The following is a 19,584-nucleotide window of genomic DNA, read 5'->3' as shown; positions in this document are numbered from 1 at the left end:
GGGTAAGGGGTAAAGTTCATGGAAGAATTAAGTTTTCAAGTCATTATTTTATTAATTGCATTCGGTTTTTTAGCAGCTTTTATTGATTCCATTGTTGGAGGAGGAGGGTTAATTTCGCTTCCTGCGCTTATGTTTGTTGGCTTATCGCCGGCTTCGGCAATTGCAACGAATAAATTAGCGGCAACAATGGGGACGTTTACGAGTGCGATGTATTTCATTCGATCAGGAAAAGTTGATTTTAAAATTGTAGGAAAGTTAATCCCGTTAACTATTGTTGGAGCTGTTGCAGGTGCTTTAGTAGTAAAATTTATTCCATCGGATATTTTACGCCCATTAGTACTTGTAATGTTGGTATTTATTGCTATTTATATTATTGCAAAAAAGAATTGGGGAAGTGTGTCTACCTATAAGAAGATGACGCAAAGAAAAACATTAATATTTTTCTTTGTTATTTTAATGATAGGATTTTATGATGGATTTTTTGGACCAGGGACAGGGTCATTTTTAATTTTTGCATTTTTATTAATTGGTTTGGATTTTATTCAAGCGGCAGCATCTGGAAAACTTTTGAACTTTGTTAGTAATATTGTATCTTTAATTACTTTTTTATTTTTAGACATAATTCATTTTGAATACGGTATTATCATGGGATTATCAATGATCTTAGGTGCTTATTTGGGATCGAAGTTTGCGGTTCAAAAAGGCGTTGGATATGTAAGAACTTTATTTTTATTAGTTACTATATTATTGATCGGAAAAAATGTTTTGGAATATACTCATATTTTGTAGATTCATACGCATGTATGAATCTCTTTTTTTTATTATATTTTAAAAATTTATTAATTTTTAAAATATAAGTCTAGGAATATTTGAATAAATCTAAATTATCGTGTAGAATAATGTTGTAAAATGTAAACGTTTTTCTAAGGGGAGGCTAAAAAAAATGGTAGTAGCATACAAACATGAGCCATTTACAGATTTTTCAGTGGAGGCTAACAAATTAGCGTTTGAAGAAGGTTTAAAGAAAGTAGAATCTTATCTTGGACAAGACTATCCATTAATTATTGGGGGAGAAAAAATCACTACAGAAGACAAAATTGTTTCTGTAAACCCTGCAAATAAAGAGGAACTTGTTGGTCGTGTTTCAAAAGCAAGCCGTGAGTTAGCTGAAAAAGCAATGCAAGTAGCGGATGAAACATTCCAAACTTGGAGAAAATCAAAGCCAGAAATGCGTGCAGACATTTTATTCCGTGCTGCAGCAATCGTTCGTCGCAGAAAACATGAATTCTCTGCTATTCTTGTAAAAGAAGCAGGTAAGCCATGGAATGAGGCAGATGCTGATACAGCAGAAGCAATCGACTTTATGGAATATTATGGTCGTCAAATGTTAAAATTAAAAGACGGTATTCCAGTAGAAAGCCGTCCAATTGAATATAATCGTTTCTCTTACATTCCATTAGGAGTAGGTGTTATCATTTCTCCTTGGAACTTCCCATTCGCAATTATGGCAGGTATGACAACAGCTGCTTTAGTTTCTGGTAACACAGTATTACTAAAACCAGCTAGTACAACTCCTGTAGTAGCGGCGAAATTTATGGAAGTATTAGAAGAAGCTGGCTTACCAGCTGGCGTAGTAAACTTCGTTCCAGGTAACGGTTCTGAAGTTGGTGACTACTTAGTAGATCATCCTCGTACACGTTTCGTAAGCTTCACGGGATCTCGTGATGTAGGTATCCGTATCTATGAGCGTGCAGCGAAAGTAAACCCAGGCCAAATTTGGTTAAAACGCGTTATCGCTGAAATGGGCGGTAAAGATACAATCGTTGTTGATAAAGAAGCAGATCTTGAATTAGCAGCTAAGTCTATCGTTGCATCAGCATTCGGATTCTCAGGACAAAAATGTTCTGCATGTTCTCGTGCAGTAATCCATGAAGATGTATATGATCATGTATTAAATCGTGCTGTTGAATTAACAAAAGAATTAACAGTTGCTAACCCAGCAGTATTAGGTACAAACATGGGGCCTGTTAATGACCAAGCTGCATTCGATAAAGTAATGAGCTATGTTGCAATTGGTAAAGAAGAAGGTAGAATTCTAGCAGGTGGCGAAGGGGACGATTCTAAAGGCTGGTTCATCCAACCGACAATCGTTGCTGACGTTGCAGAAGATGCTCGCTTAATGAAAGAAGAAATCTTCGGACCAGTAGTAGCATTCTGTAAAGCAAAAGACTTTGATCATGCGCTTGCAATTGCAAACAATACAGAATACGGTTTAACAGGTGCTGTTGTTACTAACAACCGTGACCATATTGAAAAAGCACGTGAAGAATTCCACGTTGGTAACTTATACTTCAACCGTGGATGTACTGGTGCAATCGTAGGTTACCAACCATTCGGTGGCTTTAACATGTCTGGTACAGACTCTAAAGCTGGTGGACCTGACTACTTAGCACTTCACATGCAAGCAAAAACTACTTCTGAAACTTTATAAGAAATAGTAGAGGAGCTCTTCACAAAATGTGAAGAGCTCCTTTTAAAATTGAAATCCCATATATTACCTTCGTTCGAAGGGGATGAGCTAAAACCTATTAATAGCGGGATAAACATGTGAACAGAAATAAAATGATGAGAAAAGTTGACTTATTAGTCATATTTTTTAGTATTCATTTTGAGAATTTCCTGTATAATACAATTTGAAAGAAAATCTATGGTTCGACAAGGAACACTCTTTTCGGTTTTGCTCACTGAAAGGAGTGTTTTTTTATGTAGCTAAAAATTCTTTCGTGCTTATTACATTTGCATATACGCCATTTAAACTAGCTAAAATTGTATTGTGAATATAAACAGCTGGTATAGTAGCGTTCTTAAAAGAAAGGTCTTTTGTAGCACAAGCATCGTGTATAACGGTACATTGAAATCCAAAATCAAATGCAGCCCTTACTGTAGCATCAATACACATATGAGTCATCATCCCGCATACGACGACATGTTCAATGTCTAAACGCTGTAATTGCTCTAGAAGATTAGTTTCTCGGAAGCTATTTGGATAATGTTTGAGTATAACTGTTTCTTCTCTAAGTGGACGGACCTTCTCATGAATATGTACACCTTCTGTATTAGGTAGGAAAAAAGTAGCGTCATCTTTTATAGCTACGTGTTGGATATGAAAAATAGGTTCGCTGTTTGTTCTAAAGTGTTGTAATAACTGATTAGCATATTCGCTTGCTTCTACTGGATTACGCAATTCCATCTTTCCATTTGGAAAATAATCGTTTTGAATATCGACGAGTAAAAGAGCTGTTTTCATATATTTATCTTCCTCCGAGTTTCATATTCAAATAAATTTATTCAATTCGTAGAGAGGATTCTCCTGTTTAAAAATATGAGGAAGAAGAATTTTACATAACTTTGAAAGTTACTATTTTCTTATGAATTTTCATCTGAAAATTTTAATAAAGGAATAATTAATATTTTTCTAAAAAATATATTGACTCTTATTATTCTGAGTTCTATAATGAGAATTAATTAAACGACAATTAAATCGATACATTCTTATCCAGAGAGGTGGAGGGACTGGCCCTACGATACCTCAGCAACGGGTTTTTTAATACCGTGCTAACTCCAGCAAGCCATATAAAGGCTTGGAAGATGAGAAGATGTGAACGAGTACATATAAGTGCTCTCCTTCTTATCTTTATGGTTGATAAGAAGGAGAGCACTTTTTATTTTACCTCGAAAGCTCTACTTTAAGTTTTTACAGCATATAGGAGGGGGAAAAATGATTTCTTTTAACAATGTAAGTAAAGTGTATGAATCAGCTGGGCAATCTGTTCATGCGGTGGAGGATGTAACATTATCAGTTGAGAAAGGCGAAATTTTTGGCATTATCGGTTTTAGTGGCGCTGGAAAGAGTACATTATTACGCTTAGTAAATATGTTAGAGAGACCAACGGCAGGAACGATTTCAATAGATGATAAAGATATTACATCATTATCGACGAAAGAATTACGCAAACTAAGACAAAGAATCGGAATGATTTTTCAAAGCTTTAATTTATTTAATTCAAGAACAGTGTTTGGGAATATTGCTTATCCATTAAAGTTAGCGAAATTGCCAAAGAACGAGATAAAAGAACGAGTGAATGAACTGCTGAAGTTTGTAGGGTTAGAAGATAAAGCAAACTATTATCCAGAGCAGTTATCAGGGGGACAAAAGCAGCGAGTTGGCATTGCTAGAGCACTTGCGACATCGCCAGATATTCTTATATGTGATGAGGCAACATCAGCTTTAGATCCAGAAACAACGACAGAAATTCTAAACTTATTAAAGAAAGTAAATCGAGAATACAATTTAACGATTCTTCTTATTACACACGAAATGCATGTTGTGAAAGAAATTTGCCACCGTGTAGCTGTAATGGAGAAGGGAAAAGTTATTGAAGAAGGAAAACTGTTTGACGTTTTCACACAACCAAAAACAAAGACGACTCAAAACTTTGTACGTTCTGTTATTAATGATCATTTACCAGAAAGTGTTCTAGCGAAAATTCAAAATGGTGGTCAAATTTATCGTCTAACATTTACTGGTGAGGAGACAGGACAGCCGGTACTATCATATATCGCAAAAAACTATAACGTTGATGTAAATGTACTGTACGGAAATATTATTGAACTTCAAAATGTGCTATTTGGAAATCTGCTTGTAGAATTGCAAGGTGAGCAGAGGGAAATTCAAAAAGCATTACAACATCTAAGACTGCAAGTGCAGCTGAAGGAGGTAGAAGCTCATGCGAGTTGATTGGAGTATATTTTGGCCGCGCATACTAGATGCGACGGGGGATACCCTCTTAATGGTAATTGTAACCCTTATATTCGCTACAATTCTGGGTATACCTATAGGTTTACTTTTATATGTAACGAGAAAAGGAAACTTTTTAGAAAATAAATGGGTCTTTTCTATTCTTAACATCATAATTAATACAATTCGTCCGGTACCATTCATTATCTTTTTAGTAGCTTTAAGCCCACTAACAAGAAGCGTTATTGGAACGACGATTGGAACAGCAGCAGCAATTTTCCCGATGACGTTAGTCGCATCAATTGGTATTGCTAGAATGGTTGAAACAAATCTTGTTTCCGTTCCGAAAGGAGTAATTGAAGCAGCGCAAGCAATGGGCGCCTCGCCAATTAGAATCGTTTTTGAAATCCTTGTACCAGAAGCGTTAGCACCATTAATCTTAGGTGTCACATTTATGACAGTTGGTTTAATTGAATTTTCTGCAGTTGCTGGGCTTGTCGGTGGTGGCGGTCTTGGTGACTTGGCAATGACATATGGTTATCAACGTTTTGATACATCAGTTATGTTCGTAACGGTTGTTTTACTTATTATTCTCGTGCAGATAGCTCAAAATTTAGGAAACTACTTTGCGAAAGTCTTGTTACGCAGATCATAAAAAGGAAAAGAGGAAAAGAAAATGAAGAAAATTTTAGCATTTGCATTATCAGCAATTGTAGGAGTCTCAGCATTAAGTGGCTGCTCAAGTGGAGACACGGGTGCAGGAGCGAAAGAAAAAGTAATTCGCGTCGGTGTAACTGGAACGGATGGAGACGCTTGGGAAATTTTGAAGAAAAAAGCTGAAAAAGAAGGGATTAAGATTAAACTGGTGGAGTTCTCTGATTATACAACTCCAAATAAAGCTTTAGCTGATGGAGATATTGAATTAAACTCATTTCAGCATATTGCTTTCTTAGAGCAATTTAAAAAAGAGCATAAGTTAGATATTACAGCTGTTGGTACAACGCAAATTGCGCCAATGGGTTTATACTCTGAAAAATATAAGAAGGCAAATGAAATTCCAGATGGTTCAGAAATTGCAATTCCAAACGATCCAACGAACCAAGCACGTGCATTAAAACTTCTTGATGCAGCTGGAGTATTAAAGCTTAAAAAAGATTTTGGCTTATTTGGAGATCCAAGCGGCATTGCTGAAAATCCGAAGAAGTTAAAAATCACGCCGGTTATCGCACAGCAAACACCTCGTGTGTTAAAAGATGTAGCGGCATCAGTTATTAATAACGGTGTTGCTGGTCAAGCTGGATTAGATCCAGCGAAGGATCCTATTTTCTTAGAAGATCCAAAGAATGAAAATGCGAAGCCTTATATTAATATTTTCGCAGCTCGTACGAAAGATAAAGATGATCCAACACTGAAAAAAGTAATTGAATTATATCATTCAAAAGAAGTAACAGATGCAATTAAGAAAGAAACGAATGATGGTTCAATTTCAGTTGATCTTTCACTTGAGGAGCTTGAAAAAATCGTAAAATAATGATTGGGTTTAATGGACTAACAGAAGGAACCCCTCCGCTGTTAGTTCGTTCAACATATAATCTACTTAACAAACGAACCCTAATTCTGTACCTTCCAATTTTGTATAACGTAGAATCCAATGTTTGTTAAGTAGAGTAATGGACCAGGAGTTTTCCTGGTCTTTTTTTATGAATGAAAGTAGCTAGCGAACAGTAAGGTAATCCAAATTATAATGGGATAAGAAAATAAGCTGAAAAGGAGTGTAATTACGAATTGCTTTTGATGAATTAAGTGTTTTTTTGATGAAAAAAAGAAAATAGAAAAGAGAGTAATGAAAAATGCTGATATTACGCCGGGGTTATAGGAGCGATAAATGAAAAACAAAATAATATGTTGAACAGAGTTAAAGAAGATGGCCCCTTGTATAAAAATAATCCAGCATATAGAAGACAAGAAGTTAAGTTGATATAGAAAGACGATAAGTAATACAAAGATTGTTAATACGGAAATGGCAATGAAAAATTGTTGGCTAGTTATAAGGCGGATTGAAAATTGATTAGCAAGGTATTGTGGCATTTGGAAAGCTTCTTCAAGGTTATGAATGAAAAATAATAAGGGAATGATCCAGAGTATAGTAGTGGAATGCTTTTTCATCAACTTACATCACTCCAATAAAGTATAGAAAGCCTAAAAAAGGCCCTCTATACAGATAGTTATTCAATTATGATATTTTTTAAATTATTTTCATGATGCTCTCGTTCTTTCGGATAAGCAGCTAGCTCCTCTTGCAAAATATTTAATATTTGCTTAGCTGATTGCTGGATTGGATTAGGTAGCTCTTCTAATATATGCATCCCGACTTTTACTTTTGTACGAATTACCCTTCGTAGTAGTTCCTCATGCATGCACTACACCTCCAAACCGAATGTTTAGTATATCTTCTTCAAATTTTGCTCCTTGAATAGAAAGGTGTGTTAACGTTTTTGGCAATGTAATATTTCGTTTCACAGAGCCAGCTCGAATAATTAGCTCATCACCTTTTTGATTTAATGAAAGTTCACTTTTGTTTGAGAAGGGAATAGAAAGAATGAAAATATAATCATCGCCATCTTTTCTTACATATTGTGTGCGGCCGTTAAATTTCACTTCAGTAGGACAATGATCAGTTTTAAATAAAGCATCTCCTACACGCTCTAACATAGGTAAACCAACAACTTCTTGTTCAAACATTGGAGCTTCGTAAATAGGAAGTGGATCAAAACTATTTTGAATTAATGTTTTATATTTCTTTTGCGTATCTTTCCATGCTTGAAAATAAGGATCGGTGACGGTGTTAGGGATGACGCGATTAATCATAATGGCATCTACGTTATAATCGTATAAATTTAAATAAGTAAAGCTACGCTGAGCTTCTTTAATGACCATTTTTTCAGGATTTACAACGATGCGGATACTTGTTACTTCTCGGTTTGATAAAATATCTCTCATTTCTCCGAGCTGTTCAAGTGTATATGTTAATTCGTCCATAATATCGTCGGTTGGAAGAGGGACACCAAGGAGTGGTTGAGCTACAGGACGAACGACTTTTAAAACTTTTCTTTTAATAGGAAACAATTTTTCCATCCACCAGCCGAGCATGTCTGGAAAGCTTAGCATTGCTAATGTTTCTCCTGTTGGAGCACAATCAATAATGATAACATCATATGTGTTTTGTTTATAATAATCGAGTACGCGAAGTAAGCTAATTAAATCTTCCATACCAGGAAACATCGTTAATTCTTCTGTTGTAATATCATCGGCTGCTTTGGAAGTGAAGAGTAGTGTAATATATTTCTGTAATTTTCCCCATCCTTTTTCCATCTCATAAATCGTATTAATTTCTTGTGCCCACAAATTTTCACGAATTTCTAATGGCTCAGAAGATAGCTTTATACCAAATGAATCTCCTAAACTATGAGCAGGATCTGTACTCATGACTAAAGTTTTTAATCCTTGTTTTGCGCTTTGAATTGCTGTTGCTGCTGAAATGCTAGTTTTTCCTACGCCGCCTTTACCTGTATACAAAATAATTCTCATCATTCATATCTCCTTTGTTTCGAATGTCGAATATTACGAGTGTCGAAGTAAATGATTGAATAAAAACCCAGATAGGGTTTTATTCAATCGGAATGTTTTTCATTTTAGGTGTAGAAACTTTTTCTTCTGTTTTTTGCTGTGACGTAGCAATGTGATTCATAATCTTTTGGAAGATTTGTAGTAAGAATGCTTTTTCTTCTTCTGACAATGCTTCTGTCACTAAGCTAAAGTAATGGGCTGCATTTTGTTTTACTTCTTGAACGAGCATTACGCCGTTGTCTGTTAACCGAATTAATACAATACGTCGGTCGTTTTCATCACGGTAGCGCTCAATATATCCCTTTTTTACAAGGCGATTTACAACGCCCGTCGTTGTACTCATCGGTATATCAAGAAGATCAGCAATTTTCGTCATTGTAATATCTGTATTTCGTTCCATCCAAAGTAAACAAAATACTTCTGTTTTAGAAAGTGTTAAATCTAGGCTTACCCATTCTTCAGGATAGAAAAGTTTCTTGGCGTTATCTAGCAGTAAGTCTAAAAAATGTTCATATTGCAACAATTAGTTCCACTCCCGTATATTTCGAGGTTCGTAATATTTGTTTTTATTTTATGTGGAATAGAAATAATTGTCAATATTTTTTGTTTGTTTTTTCAGATTAGACAGAAAACTATCTTTAAAATAGTATTCTTTTATGATAGATTTATAAATATAAAACTAGAATTTACATAAAAATCCATCATGGTAAATATACTTATCTATAATGGGTGTACAGCTAACGAGGAGGAGAACGATGAGAAGACGTAATACGCAAGCGTTCACATTTTTAGCATGGACTTCATTTGTTTGTGCGCTTTCAGGTATGCTAATTGGGATTTATACGTTAGATGAAACGCTTAGTGTAAAAGGATACTATTTAATTGGAACATTATTTTTAACGATGTCTTGTTTTGTGTTACAAAAAACAATTCGTGATAACGAAGAAGATAACGAGAGATTCCCAAAAAATAAACCGTTAGATAAAGAGTAAATTGTAAAGAAAGGCATTTGCCTTTCTTTTTTTATGTAAAAATGGCGTAAGTACTCTGTGTTGACTTGCTTGAAGTACTGAAAATTTGGTATCATCAATAGTATTGTAGATTGAACGATATATTATGGAGGTGGCCTAGCCGTGTCAAGAATTTCCGTTGAGAATGTAAAGCACGTAGCACATTTAGCACGTCTTGCAATTACTGATCAAGAAGCAGAAAAATTTCAAAAACAACTAGATGCAATTGTTACATTTGCAGAACAGTTAAATGAATTAGATACAACAGATGTAAAACCAACAACTCATGTATTAACGATGAAAAATGTTATGCGTGAAGATGTAGCAGAAAAAGGTTTACCAGTCGAAGAAGTATTAAAAAATGCACCGGATCACAAAGATAATCAAATCCGTGTTCCAGCAGTATTAGAATAGAGGAGGGGAATTTCGATGTCATTATTTGATCATTCGGTATCAGAGTTACATAAGAAATTAAACAACAAAGAAATTTCCGTTACGGATTTAGTAGAAGAATCTTACAAACGTATTGCGGATGTTGAAGATAACGTAAAAGCTTTTCTTACATTAGATGAAGAAAATGCACGCGCGAAAGCGAAAGAATTAGATGCAAAGATTGGTGCTGAAGATAATGGTTTATTATTCGGTATGCCAATTGGTGTAAAAGATAACATTGTAACTAACGGTCTTCGTACAACTTGTGCGAGCAAAATGTTAGCAAACTTCGATCCAATTTATGATGCGACAGTTGTGCAAAAGCTAAAAGCTGCTGACACAATTACAATCGGTAAATTAAACATGGACGAGTTCGCAATGGGTTCTTCAAATGAAAACTCAGGATTCTACGCTACGAAAAATCCATGGAACTTAGATTACGTTCCGGGCGGATCTAGTGGTGGTTCTGCAGCAGCTGTAGCAGCAGGAGAAGTACTATTCTCTCTAGGTTCTGATACGGGTGGTTCTATCCGTCAGCCAGCTGCATATTGCGGTGTTGTAGGTTTAAAACCAACTTACGGACGCGTATCTCGTTACGGATTAGTAGCATTCGCATCTTCACTTGACCAAATCGGACCGATTACACGTACAGTAGAAGACAATGCATACTTATTACAAGCTATTTCAGGTATTGACCGCATGGATGCAACTTCTGCAAATGTTGAAGTTGGAAACTATTTAGCTGGTTTAACAGGCGATGTTAAAGGTTTACGCATTGCTGTACCGAAAGAATACTTAGGCGAAGGTGTTGGCGAAGAAGCTCGTGAGTCAGTACTAGCTGCTTTAAAAGTATTAGAAGGTATGGGCGCAACTTGGGAGGAAGTATCTCTTCCGCACTCTAAATACGCTCTAGCAACGTATTACTTACTATCTTCTTCTGAAGCATCTGCTAACCTTTCACGCTTTGATGGCGTGCGTTACGGTGTTCGTTCTGATAATGTAAATAACTTATTAGATCTTTACAAAAACACACGTAGTGAAGGTTTCGGTGATGAAGTTAAACGTCGTATTATGCTTGGTACATTTGCTCTTAGCTCTGGTTACTATGATGCATATTACAAAAAAGCACAACAAGTACGTACATTAATTAAGAACGACTTTGAAAATGTATTTGCTAACTATGATGTTATTATTGGACCAACAACACCAACTCCGGCATTTAAAGTGGGAGAAAAAGTTGACGATCCAATGACAATGTATGCAAATGACATTTTAACAATCCCAGTAAACTTAGCGGGTGTTCCAGCGATTTCAGTTCCATGTGGATTTGGTGCTAACAACATGCCACTTGGTCTACAAATCATTGGTAAACACTTCGATGAAGCGACAATTTACCGCGTTGCACATGCGTTTGAGCAAGCAACAGACTATCATACAAAAAAAGCAAGTCTGTAAGGAGGCGAGCATAGATGAATTTAGAAACAATTATTGGTTTAGAGGTTCACGTTGAGTTAAAAACAAATTCGAAAATTTTCTCTGCGAGTCCAACAGAATTCGGAGCGGAGCCAAATACACAAACAAGTGTAATTGACTTAGGATACCCAGGGGTGCTTCCTACTTTAAATAAAGAAGCAGTTAACTTTGCAATGAAAGCTGCAATGGCATTAAACTGTGAAATCGCAACGGAAACAAAGTTTGACCGTAAAAACTATTTCTATCCAGATAACCCGAAAGCTTACCAAATCTCTCAATTTGATAAGCCAATTGGTGAAAATGGTTGGATTGAAATCGAAGTAGACGGTAAAAAGAAACGTATCGGTATTACACGTCTTCATTTAGAAGAAGATGCTGGTAAATCAACGCATACAGCTGATGGTTCATTAGTAGACTACAACCGTCAAGGTATGCCTTTAATCGAGATCGTATCTGAGCCAGATATGCGTACGCCAGAAGAAGCATATGCATACTTAGAGAAGTTAAAATCAATCATTCAATACACTGGTGTATCTGATTGTAAGATGGAAGAAGGTTCCTTGCGTTGTGATGCGAACATTTCTCTTCGTCCAGTTGGACAAGAGAAGTTCGGTACAAAAGCGGAACTGAAAAACTTAAACTCATTCACTTACGTACAAAAAGGTCTTGAGCATGAGCAAGTGCGCCAAGAAAAAGAACTGTTATCTGGTGGTATCATCCAACAAGAAACACGTCGTTATGATGAAGCAACGAAGAAAACAATCTTAATGCGTGTGAAAGAAGGATCTGACGATTACCGTTATTTCCCGGAGCCAGACTTAGTTGAACTTTACATCGACGATGAGTGGAAAGAAGTAGTTCGTGCCTCTATTCCAGAACTTCCAGATGCGCGTAAAGCTCGCTACGTTGCAGAAATTGGCTTACCAGCTTATGATGCACACGTATTAACATTAACGAAAGAAATGTCTGATTTCTTTGAAGCAACTGTTGCAGGCGGTGCTGATGCGAAATTAACATCGAACTGGTTAATGGGTGAAGTACTTGCATACTTAAACAAACAACAAAAAGAATTAAAAGACGTTGCATTAACGCCTGCTGGTTTATCTAAAATGGTTCAATTAATTGAAAAAGGTACAATTTCTTCTAAAATCGCGAAGAAAGTATTTAATGAATTAATTGAAAAAGGTGGAGACCCAGAAGAAATCGTTAAAGCGAAAGGTCTTGTTCAAATTTCTGACGAGGGTACACTTCGTAAAGTTGTAACAGAAATTCTTGATAATAATGAGCAATCTATCGAAGACTTTAAAAACGGTAAAGACCGTGCAATTGGCTTCTTAGTTGGTCAAATTATGAAAGCTACAAAAGGACAAGCCAATCCACCGCTTGTTAACAAAATCTTACTTGAAGAGATTAATAAGCGATAATAGTAGTGACTTTTAAAGATTAAGCAGAAAAACACCCGTACATGGGTGTTTTTCTAGGTTAATCAAACGTTTGTTTAAATGAGACAAAATCGTTTAAACAAACGTTTGATTAACTGTCAAAAGTGGAAAAATGTTTGTATAGCAACTATGGTATGATAGTTGCAAAAAGGTGGGAATAATGATAAATCTAAACATAGAGGTTTTTTTTCATCTCATGAAATAATAGATAGTTATTATTCGTTATATGTAAATTTTTATGGAAGAATGGATAGAAATAAAGTGAAACTTTAATCAGTAGGAGGTTCATCCAAAGCTGATTATTAGCCCAGACCAATCGGGCATTTACTGCCCGCAAATAGCGGGATAAATTTTTGGGTTAAATAAAACAAAACCATTGAAATGAATATTTACTTTTGATGGACTACACGAATCGGGTTCTTACTGCCTGTTTGAGCGGGATAAAAGAAGGATAGCAAGATGAGAGGAGGTAGGCATGGGAATACTGAATAGAAGTTCGGTATGTTCTTTTTCGATACATAAAGAAATTTCCTGTGCTAATAAATGATGAAGCGAGCAAGAATTATTTATAATCCTACTTCTGGGCGTGAGCTATTTAAGAAGAGCTTACCAGAAGTATTACAAAAATTAGAACAAGCTGGCTATGAGACATCTTGTCATGCGACAACGGGCCCTGGAGACGCTACTGTGGCGGCGAGGCAAGCTGCGGATCGTAAGTTTGATGTTGTTATTGCCGCTGGTGGCGACGGTACATTAAATGAAGTAGTAAACGGTTTAGTTGGACATGAATTCCGTCCGAAATTTGGAATTATTCCAGTTGGAACGACAAATGACTTTGCACGTGCGATTGGTGTACCTCGTTCTATTGAAGAGGCAGCAGATATTATTTGCGAAGGAAAAACAGTGCCATTAGACCTTGGTAGAGCGAACGATACATACTTTATTAACATCGCTGGTGGCGGTCGTATTACAGAATTAACATACGAAGTACCGAGTAAGTTAAAGACAGTATTAGGACAACTTGCTTATTACCTAAAAGGTATTGAGATGTTACCATCATTACATCCAACATATGTTGAAATTGAGTATGATGGAAAATTACTACAAGAAGAAATTACGATGTTTTTAATTACGAATACTCGTTCAGTAGGTGGATTTGAAAAGGTAGCACCGTATGCATCTATTAACGATGGGTTATTCGACCTGTTAGTACTGAAAAAAGGTTCTATCGCTGATTTGATTAAAGCAGCAACACAAGCACAACGTGGTGAACATATTAACAACCCAAAAGTGTTATATACACAAGCGAACCGAATTAAAGTACATTCACCAGATAAACTAATGATTAATTTAGATGGTGAGTACGGTGGAGATGCACCGATGGAATTCGAAAATATATATCATTGTTTAGAACTATTTGTTCCTGAACATCAAGAGGATGCCCTGTAAAGGCATCCTTTTTTACTTTGTTAAAACGAATTGTAAATTGGGAGTTAGTTTGATTTTTATGGTATTTTTACAATTCTTTTATTTTACATCCATATTTTATTGATACACTGGAGGAGATAAGAAACGAGAGGTAGGGTGCTATGGAGAAGGTAAAAGCAATACTATTTGATAAAGATGGGACATTAATGGATTTTCATTCAATCTGGATAAAAGTAGCTGAAGAACTTGTAGCTGAATGTATAAGTTTATATCATTTACCAAGTACAATAGGGCAGACCTTATTAGAAGAGATTGGTGTAGAGGGAGAATTTGTTAATCCGAGGAGTGCAATAGCTGCTGGAACAAGCCTTGATGTAGCGAAGGGGCTTTGTAATTATATTGAGTCTGCTAGAGAAGAAGAGATGCATCAGTGGGTAAGTGAGAAGTTATTTTCCCTTATGTATGAGTATCGTTCGCATATGAAAATGACAGCGGATTTACCGAAAGTGTTACAGGCATTAAAAGATAAAGGATTTATATTAGGGGTTGTCACGGCGGACGATTTTGCACCGACAGAATTATTTTTAAAACAATATAAGTTGGAAAACTTTTTTGATTATATTATAGCCTCGGATACATTCCCGGCGCAAAAACCAGATAAAAAGATTATAGAAGTGTTTTGTGAGAAATTTAATTTAGAATCATGTGAGGTTGCGGTTGTTGGAGATACGCCAACTGATTTACATTTAGCCAAAAATGGCGATTGCTATGCAATTGGGGTGCTATCTGGTACGGGAGACAGTCCAACATTAGAACCACTTGCTGATTTAGTGTTAGATTCTGTTGGGGAGTTTATTTCTCAATCGGGTGAGTTTTTCTGGGAGAAAGAAAAGTCTAATGTGTAAGGAAAATAAGTCTATAAAGACTCTTAATGAGTCTTTATAGACTTATTTTTGTGCCTGGATACAAAGAATATAGGATAAATGCTAGAAAAGAAAGTTGGCATACATTTTGCAATAAAAAGAGAAAACAATGTAAAGAAAAGGATGGGGTACGCAATGAACACGAAAAAATTTGCTAAAGTAAATGAACAAATTCCAGGACCGAAAGCGGCATCTTTATTAGAACGCCGTCAAAATATAGTACCAAAAGGAGTAAGTAACGGCATCCCAACGTTTGTACAATCTGCAAATGGTGCTCTTGTAACAGATGTTGATGGCAATCAGTACATTGATTTTGCAGGAGCAATCGGGACAATTAACGTAGGACATTGTCATCCAACGGTTAAAGAAGCGCTCCATAAACAAGTCGATCAATACATTCATACTGGATTTAATGTCATGATGTATGAGCCATATATTGAATTAGCGGAAAAGCTTGCGGCATTGGCACCAGGAAGTTTCGATAAGCAAGTCCTCTTTTTAAATAGTGGTGCAGAAGCAGTTGAGAACGCGGTGAAAATTGCTCGTAAATATACGAAGAGACCTGGTATTATCGCATTTTCTAAGGGTTTCCACGGGCGTACATTAATGACAATGACGATGACAAGTAAAGTGAAGCCATATAAATTTGGGTTTGGTCCCTTTGCTCCAGAAGTATATAAAGCGCCATTCCCATACGAATACCGTCGCCCAGAGGGATTAACGGAAGAGCAGTATGATGATTTTATTATTGAAGAGTTTAAGAACTTCTTCATATCGGAAGTAGCGCCAGAAACAATTGCAGCTGTTGTAATGGAACCTGTTCAAGGGGAAGGTGGATTTATCGTCCCAAGTAAGAAATTTGTTCAAGAAGTACGCCGCATTTGTTCAGAGAATGGCATCTTATTTGTAGCGGATGAAATACAAACAGGCTTTAGTCGTACAGGAAAATATTTTGCAATTGATCATTATGATGTCGTTCCAGATTTAATTACAGTGTCTAAATCATTAGGGGCTGGTGTACCGATAAGTGGTGTCATTGGACGTAAAGAAATTATGAATGAGTCTGCACCAGGTGAACTGGGTGGAACGTATGCAGGAAGTCCATTAGGATGTGCGGCTGCATTAGCTGTTCTCGATGTAATAGAAAATGAGAAATTAAATGATAGAGCGATAGAATTAGGAAAAGTCGTAATGAACCGATTCGAAGAGATGAAAAATAAATATCATTGCATCGGTGATGTGCGTGGGTTAGGAGCAATGTGTGCATTTGAGGTCGTTCAAGATCGTAAGACGAAAGCACCTGACAAAACGTTAACGGCTAATCTATGTGCAGAAGCAAATAAGCGTGGGTTACTTTTATTATCAGCAGGAACATATGGAAATGTTATCCGTGTGTTAATGCCTTTAGTTATTACAGATGAGCAACTTGAAGAAGGTTTAACAATAATTGAAGAATCATTGCAAGCTTGTTATGAGCAAACAAACATCGCTCGCGTTTAAAAACTGAAGTATAAATAGCAAACATTCTAGCTGACTCTATATTAAATGCAGAAAATTCACTTTATAATAAAGGTAGTGAAGTGGATCGATGGATTTGAAGTTAGGGGGGGGCTAGGATGGTTGCAGAAAAGGAACGAGTGTTAATGGATTTAAAAGATGTATTTGAATATGCGTTTGACGAAATTTTTGTTACAGATGAGCAAGGGATCGTTGTACGTGTAAATAGTACATGTGAAAGGCACTATCAACTAGCTGCAGAAGAGTTAGTTGGTAAGCATGTAAAAGAACTACAAAAGGATGGAATCTTTTATCCATCAGCGACATTAGAAGTGATTGAAAAAAAGAGGCCAATTGAACTCGTTCAAACTACAAAATCAGGAGAGTATTTACACGTTCGTACAAGGCCTGTTTTTGATGATGAGGGAAATTTAAGAAGAGTGATTAGTTATTCTCGGGACCTTACTGAACTCTATCAATTACGTCAAAAGGTAGAGGAAATGGATAATCAGCTAAAAACATATAAAAAAGAATTAAGAGAAACATATGAGCATGAAGGACTTATTTTTAAAAGTCTAGCTATGCAAAAAATAGTCGATACAATCAAAAAAGTATCTGTAGTGGATAGTACTGTTCTCGTTTTAGGCGAGACTGGAGTAGGAAAAAGTCGATTAGTACGCCATTTACATGAAGTGAGTCACCGTAAGAATGAAAGTTTCTATGAAATTAATTGTGCGGCATTGCCAACTAATTTAATTGAATCGGAGCTTTTTGGATATTCAGGTGGATCTTTTACAGGTGCGAATCGTGAAGGGAAAAAGGGACTATTAGAATCCGCGCATAAAGGAACTCTTTTTTTAGATGAAATCGGTGAAATGCCGATTGAAATTCAAGCGAAGCTTTTGCAAGTATTGCAAGAAAAAACATTTCGTCCTATAGGCGGAAGAGAATTAAAAAAAGTGGATGTTCGAATTGTGGCGGCAACAAATAGAGATTTAAGCGAGATGGTGAAACAAGGAACATTTCGGAAAGATTTATACTATCGTCTGAATGTCATTCCAATTGCAATTCCCCCGCTTAGGGAGAGAACAGAAGATATTTTGCCGCTTATTTATCATTACTTGCAGCACTTTAATAAAAAGTACGGACGTGATGTGAAACTAGCGCCGAGTACGTTACAAATGTTTGTTGGATATCCGTGGGAAGGAAACAATAGAGAAATAGAGAATGTAATTGAGAGAATTGTTATTACTGTCGATGATGTTGTAACGGTAGAGGATTTGCCACTCTCTATGCAAGAGGCTGCAGTTGAACAATCGGGGCAAAGCCTTTATAAAATGCTGGAAGAGGTAGAGAGAAATATTATTCTTAAAGCGTATAAAACGTATGGATCAAGTTATAAAGTGGCTGATTTTTTGCAAATTAGTCAATCTGCTGCTACTAGGAAAATTAAGAAGTTCATAGAGGAGGAAGAAAACATTGGATAAAAAGGCGACTTTCGTAAGTATAGATAAAAAGGCGATGTATATAAATGGTGAGTGGATTACACTACAAGAACAAATTGAAGTAAATAATCCTGCGACGAAGGAAATATTTGCAACTGTACCAAAAGGCGGAGTAACAGAGGCAAAGCAAGCTGTTGATGCTGCACATGAAGCTTTTAAAACGTGGTCTAAATTAACGGCAGCAGATCGTGCCACGAAGTTAAAAAAGTGGTTTACGCTTATTGATGAAAATAAAGAAGAGATCGCAGCGATTATGACGAAGGAACAAGGAAAGCCGTTTGCAGAAGCGCTTGGTGAAGTAAATTATGCAAACAGTTTTGTTGAATGGTATGCAGAAGAGGGGAAACGCGTATATGGTGAAATGATTCCTGCTTCTCATCCGAATAAGCGCATTTTAGTTATGAAGCAACCAGTTGGCGTTATGGCAGCTATTACACCTTGGAACTTCCCAGCTGCTATGATTACGAGAAAGGTAGCCCCAGCGCTTGCAGCAGGCTGTACAACCGTTGTGAAACCGGCAAGTCAAACGCCATTAACTGCATTGAAATTAGCTGAATTAGCTCATGAAGCAGATATTCCAAAGGGCGTAATCAATATCGTAACAGGTAGTGCAAAAGCAATTGCTGATACATGGATGGAAGATGGTCGCGTTCGAAAAGTGTCCTTTACAGGGTCAACGGAAATCGGGAAAGAGTTAATGGCTAGTGCGGCGCAAACGATGAAAAAAGTTTCGCTTGAGTTAGGGGGACACGCTCCGTTTATCGTAATGAATGATGCAGATTTAGATAAAGCAGTAGAAGCGGTGATTGGTTCGAAATTCCGTAATGCAGGACAAACGTGTATATGTACAAACCGAGTATTCGTTCAAGAAGAAGTATACGAAGTATTTGTAGAGAAGTTCCAAAAGGCAGTAGGGCAGTTGAAAGTAGGAGACGGTTTCGGTGACGGAACGACTGTCGGGCCACTTATTGATGAGAATGCAGTTTCAAAAGTACAAGAACATATTGAAGATGCTATTCAAAAAGGTGGAACAGTTTTATATGGTGGTCAAAAGGTCGCAGAGTTAGAGGGACATTTCATTCAACCGACTGTAATTGGGTTGGCAAATGATACGATGCTTTGTATGAATGAAGAAACATTTGGGCCAGTGGCACCAGTTGCGAAATTTAAAACAGTTGATGAAGTAATTGAACGTGCAAATAATACACCATATGGTTTAGCTGCGTATATTTTCACGAAAGACATTAGCCAAGCATTCCAAATTAGTGAAGCGCTAGAGTACGGTATTATTGGTCTAAACGATGGTCTTCCATCAGTTGCACAAGCACCATTTGGTGGATTTAAAGAAAGTGGTATCGGCCGTGAAGGAGGCCATTTCGGCATCGAGGAATATTTAGAAATTAAATATATTTCATTAGGACTATAAGTAGTATACTAGAATCTCTATAA

19 protein-coding genes and 1 riboswitch are annotated in these 19,584 nt (G+C 36.5%); of the genes, 14 read left to right on the top strand and 5 right to left on the bottom strand.

Features of this window, described 5'->3' with window-relative positions:
• Positions 1 to 18 precede the first annotated feature (18 nt).
• Both RT27_RS22000 and pruA read left to right on the top strand, forming a co-directional pair.
• Positions 19 to 789: a TSUP family transporter gene (locus tag RT27_RS22000; protein ID WP_043937507.1), complete on the top strand. Its 771-nt coding sequence runs from the start codon at positions 19 to 21 to the stop codon at positions 787 to 789.
• A 154-nt stretch (positions 790 to 943) separates the two neighbouring features.
• Complete coding sequence (gene pruA, locus RT27_RS21995; RefSeq protein ID WP_000259556.1) at positions 944 to 2,491, top strand: L-glutamate gamma-semialdehyde dehydrogenase; 1,548 nt, start codon at positions 944 to 946, stop codon at positions 2,489 to 2,491.
• A 270-nt stretch (positions 2,492 to 2,761) separates the two neighbouring features.
• On the opposite strand, the gene RT27_RS21990 is transcribed toward pruA, so the two are convergent.
• Positions 2,762 to 3,307, bottom strand: a complete 546-nt coding sequence (locus RT27_RS21990; protein ID WP_016083727.1) for a cysteine hydrolase family protein — start codon at positions 3,305 to 3,307, stop codon at positions 2,762 to 2,764.
• 242 nt (positions 3,308 to 3,549) lie between these two features.
• Positions 3,550 to 3,655, top strand: a riboswitch (SAM riboswitch).
• Between the two features lie 123 nt (positions 3,656 to 3,778).
• Between RT27_RS21990 and RT27_RS21985 the strand changes: the two genes are divergently transcribed.
• From RT27_RS21985 to RT27_RS21975, 3 genes are read left to right on the top strand one after another with little or no spacing between them, the layout of a single operon-like run.
• The gene (locus RT27_RS21985) at positions 3,779 to 4,798 is read left to right on the top strand and encodes a methionine ABC transporter ATP-binding protein (protein ID WP_029441471.1); all 1,020 of its coding nucleotides are present in this window, start codon (positions 3,779 to 3,781) and stop codon (positions 4,796 to 4,798) included.
• Positions 4,788 to 5,453 (top strand): methionine ABC transporter permease, encoded by a 666-nt coding sequence (locus RT27_RS21980; RefSeq protein WP_043937505.1) that lies wholly within the window; start codon positions 4,788 to 4,790, stop codon positions 5,451 to 5,453. The genes RT27_RS21985 and RT27_RS21980 overlap by 11 nt, the downstream gene beginning before the upstream one ends.
• A gap of 21 nt (positions 5,454 to 5,474) precedes the next feature.
• Entirely contained in the window at positions 5,475 to 6,329 is an 855-nt protein-coding gene (locus tag RT27_RS21975) for a MetQ/NlpA family ABC transporter substrate-binding protein (RefSeq protein WP_029441472.1), read from the top strand.
• A 167-nt stretch (positions 6,330 to 6,496) separates the two neighbouring features.
• Here RT27_RS21975 and RT27_RS33940 read toward each other — a convergent pair whose 3' ends face one another.
• The 4 genes from RT27_RS33940 to RT27_RS21960 all read right to left on the bottom strand — a co-directional run bounded on the left by RT27_RS33940 (position 6,497) and on the right by RT27_RS21960 (position 8,948).
• The gene (locus RT27_RS33940) at positions 6,497 to 6,964 is read right to left on the bottom strand and encodes an HXXEE domain-containing protein (protein ID WP_142397217.1); all 468 of its coding nucleotides are present in this window, start codon (positions 6,962 to 6,964) and stop codon (positions 6,497 to 6,499) included.
• A 59-nt stretch (positions 6,965 to 7,023) separates the two neighbouring features.
• The gene (locus RT27_RS21970; RefSeq protein WP_000544108.1) at positions 7,024 to 7,215 is read right to left on the bottom strand and encodes a DUF3926 domain-containing protein; all 192 of its coding nucleotides are present in this window, start codon (positions 7,213 to 7,215) and stop codon (positions 7,024 to 7,026) included.
• Positions 7,208 to 8,389 (bottom strand): ArsA family ATPase, encoded by a 1,182-nt coding sequence (locus RT27_RS21965; protein WP_082044933.1) that lies wholly within the window; start codon positions 8,387 to 8,389, stop codon positions 7,208 to 7,210. Before RT27_RS21965 ends, RT27_RS21970 begins: the two co-directional genes overlap by 8 nt.
• Positions 8,390 to 8,465: 76 nt before the next feature.
• Positions 8,466 to 8,948 carry a MarR family transcriptional regulator gene (locus tag RT27_RS21960; RefSeq protein ID WP_029441474.1) on the bottom strand — a complete coding sequence of 161 codons (483 nt, stop codon included), beginning with the start codon at positions 8,946 to 8,948 and terminating at the stop codon, positions 8,466 to 8,468.
• A 232-nt stretch (positions 8,949 to 9,180) separates the two neighbouring features.
• On the opposite strand from RT27_RS21960, the gene RT27_RS21955 reads away from it, so the two are divergent.
• The 9 genes from RT27_RS21955 to gabD all read left to right on the top strand — a co-directional run bounded on the left by RT27_RS21955 (position 9,181) and on the right by gabD (position 19,561).
• Positions 9,181 to 9,417, top strand: a complete 237-nt coding sequence (locus RT27_RS21955; RefSeq protein ID WP_001254393.1) for a YiaA/YiaB family inner membrane protein — start codon at positions 9,181 to 9,183, stop codon at positions 9,415 to 9,417.
• Between the two features lie 141 nt (positions 9,418 to 9,558).
• Positions 9,559 to 9,849, top strand: a complete 291-nt coding sequence (gene gatC, locus RT27_RS21950) for an Asp-tRNA(Asn)/Glu-tRNA(Gln) amidotransferase subunit GatC (protein ID WP_016083721.1) — start codon at positions 9,559 to 9,561, stop codon at positions 9,847 to 9,849.
• 15 nt (positions 9,850 to 9,864) lie between these two features.
• The gene (gatA, locus tag RT27_RS21945; protein ID WP_000051441.1) at positions 9,865 to 11,322 is read left to right on the top strand and encodes an Asp-tRNA(Asn)/Glu-tRNA(Gln) amidotransferase subunit GatA; all 1,458 of its coding nucleotides are present in this window, start codon (positions 9,865 to 9,867) and stop codon (positions 11,320 to 11,322) included.
• Positions 11,323 to 11,336: 14 nt separating this feature from the next.
• A complete protein-coding gene (gene gatB / locus RT27_RS21940; RefSeq protein WP_043937501.1) occupies positions 11,337 to 12,764 on the top strand; it encodes an Asp-tRNA(Asn)/Glu-tRNA(Gln) amidotransferase subunit GatB in 1,428 nt (475 codons plus the stop codon).
• Positions 12,765 to 13,325: 561 nt separating this feature from the next.
• Positions 13,326 to 14,231, top strand: coding sequence for a diacylglycerol kinase (locus RT27_RS21935; RefSeq protein WP_000977679.1), 906 nt, complete (start codon positions 13,326 to 13,328; stop codon positions 14,229 to 14,231).
• Between the two features lie 140 nt (positions 14,232 to 14,371).
• Positions 14,372 to 15,115, top strand: coding sequence for an HAD family hydrolase (locus tag RT27_RS21930; protein WP_043937500.1), 744 nt, complete (start codon positions 14,372 to 14,374; stop codon positions 15,113 to 15,115).
• A 153-nt stretch (positions 15,116 to 15,268) separates the two neighbouring features.
• On the top strand, positions 15,269 to 16,633 hold the full coding sequence (gabT, locus tag RT27_RS21925) for a 4-aminobutyrate--2-oxoglutarate transaminase (protein ID WP_001093019.1): 1,365 nt from the start codon (positions 15,269 to 15,271) through the stop codon (positions 16,631 to 16,633).
• A 116-nt stretch (positions 16,634 to 16,749) separates the two neighbouring features.
• Complete coding sequence (locus RT27_RS21920) at positions 16,750 to 18,117, top strand: sigma 54-interacting transcriptional regulator (protein ID WP_029441476.1); 1,368 nt, start codon at positions 16,750 to 16,752, stop codon at positions 18,115 to 18,117.
• On the top strand, positions 18,110 to 19,561 hold the full coding sequence (gene gabD, locus RT27_RS21915) for an NADP-dependent succinate-semialdehyde dehydrogenase (RefSeq protein WP_029441477.1): 1,452 nt from the start codon (positions 18,110 to 18,112) through the stop codon (positions 19,559 to 19,561). Before RT27_RS21920 ends, gabD begins: the two co-directional genes overlap by 8 nt.
• The last annotated feature ends 23 nt before the right edge of the window (positions 19,562 to 19,584 follow it).

It is taken from the genome of Bacillus sp. L_1B0_5 (genome assembly GCF_000836715.1).
In the GTDB taxonomy this organism is placed as follows: domain Bacteria; phylum Bacillota; class Bacilli; order Bacillales; family Bacillaceae_G; genus Bacillus_A; species Bacillus_A thuringiensis_S.
The sequence above is the reverse complement of the archived record's forward strand: the minus strand, read 5'-3'. Positions and strand labels throughout refer to the sequence as shown.

What these genes read in the sequence shown, in the direction of transcription:
- RT27_RS22000 (WP_043937507.1), top strand. Translation starts at nt 19, where the DNA reads ATGGAAGAATTAAGTTTTCAAGTCATTATTTTATTAATTGCATTCGGT.
- pruA (WP_000259556.1), top strand. Translation starts at nt 944, where the DNA reads ATGGTAGTAGCATACAAACATGAGCCATTTACAGATTTTTCAGTGGAG.
- RT27_RS21990 (WP_016083727.1), bottom strand. Translation starts at nt 3,307, where the DNA reads ATGAAAACAGCTCTTTTACTCGTCGATATTCAAAACGATTATTTTCCA.
- RT27_RS21985 (WP_029441471.1), top strand. Translation starts at nt 3,779, where the DNA reads ATGATTTCTTTTAACAATGTAAGTAAAGTGTATGAATCAGCTGGGCAA.
- RT27_RS21980 (WP_043937505.1), top strand. Translation starts at nt 4,788, where the DNA reads ATGCGAGTTGATTGGAGTATATTTTGGCCGCGCATACTAGATGCGACG.
- RT27_RS21975 (WP_029441472.1), top strand. Translation starts at nt 5,475, where the DNA reads ATGAAGAAAATTTTAGCATTTGCATTATCAGCAATTGTAGGAGTCTCA.
- RT27_RS33940 (WP_142397217.1), bottom strand. Translation starts at nt 6,964, where the DNA reads ATGAAAAAGCATTCCACTACTATACTCTGGATCATTCCCTTATTATTT.
- RT27_RS21970 (WP_000544108.1), bottom strand. Translation starts at nt 7,215, where the DNA reads ATGCATGAGGAACTACTACGAAGGGTAATTCGTACAAAAGTAAAAGTC.
- RT27_RS21965 (WP_082044933.1), bottom strand. Translation starts at nt 8,389, where the DNA reads ATGATGAGAATTATTTTGTATACAGGTAAAGGCGGCGTAGGAAAAACT.
- RT27_RS21955 (WP_001254393.1), top strand. Translation starts at nt 9,181, where the DNA reads ATGAGAAGACGTAATACGCAAGCGTTCACATTTTTAGCATGGACTTCA.
- gatA (WP_000051441.1), top strand. Translation starts at nt 9,865, where the DNA reads ATGTCATTATTTGATCATTCGGTATCAGAGTTACATAAGAAATTAAAC.
- gatB (WP_043937501.1), top strand. Translation starts at nt 11,337, where the DNA reads ATGAATTTAGAAACAATTATTGGTTTAGAGGTTCACGTTGAGTTAAAA.
- RT27_RS21935 (WP_000977679.1), top strand. Translation starts at nt 13,326, where the DNA reads ATGATGAAGCGAGCAAGAATTATTTATAATCCTACTTCTGGGCGTGAG.
- RT27_RS21930 (WP_043937500.1), top strand. Translation starts at nt 14,372, where the DNA reads ATGGAGAAGGTAAAAGCAATACTATTTGATAAAGATGGGACATTAATG.
- gabT (WP_001093019.1), top strand. Translation starts at nt 15,269, where the DNA reads ATGAACACGAAAAAATTTGCTAAAGTAAATGAACAAATTCCAGGACCG.
- RT27_RS21920 (WP_029441476.1), top strand. Translation starts at nt 16,750, where the DNA reads ATGGTTGCAGAAAAGGAACGAGTGTTAATGGATTTAAAAGATGTATTT.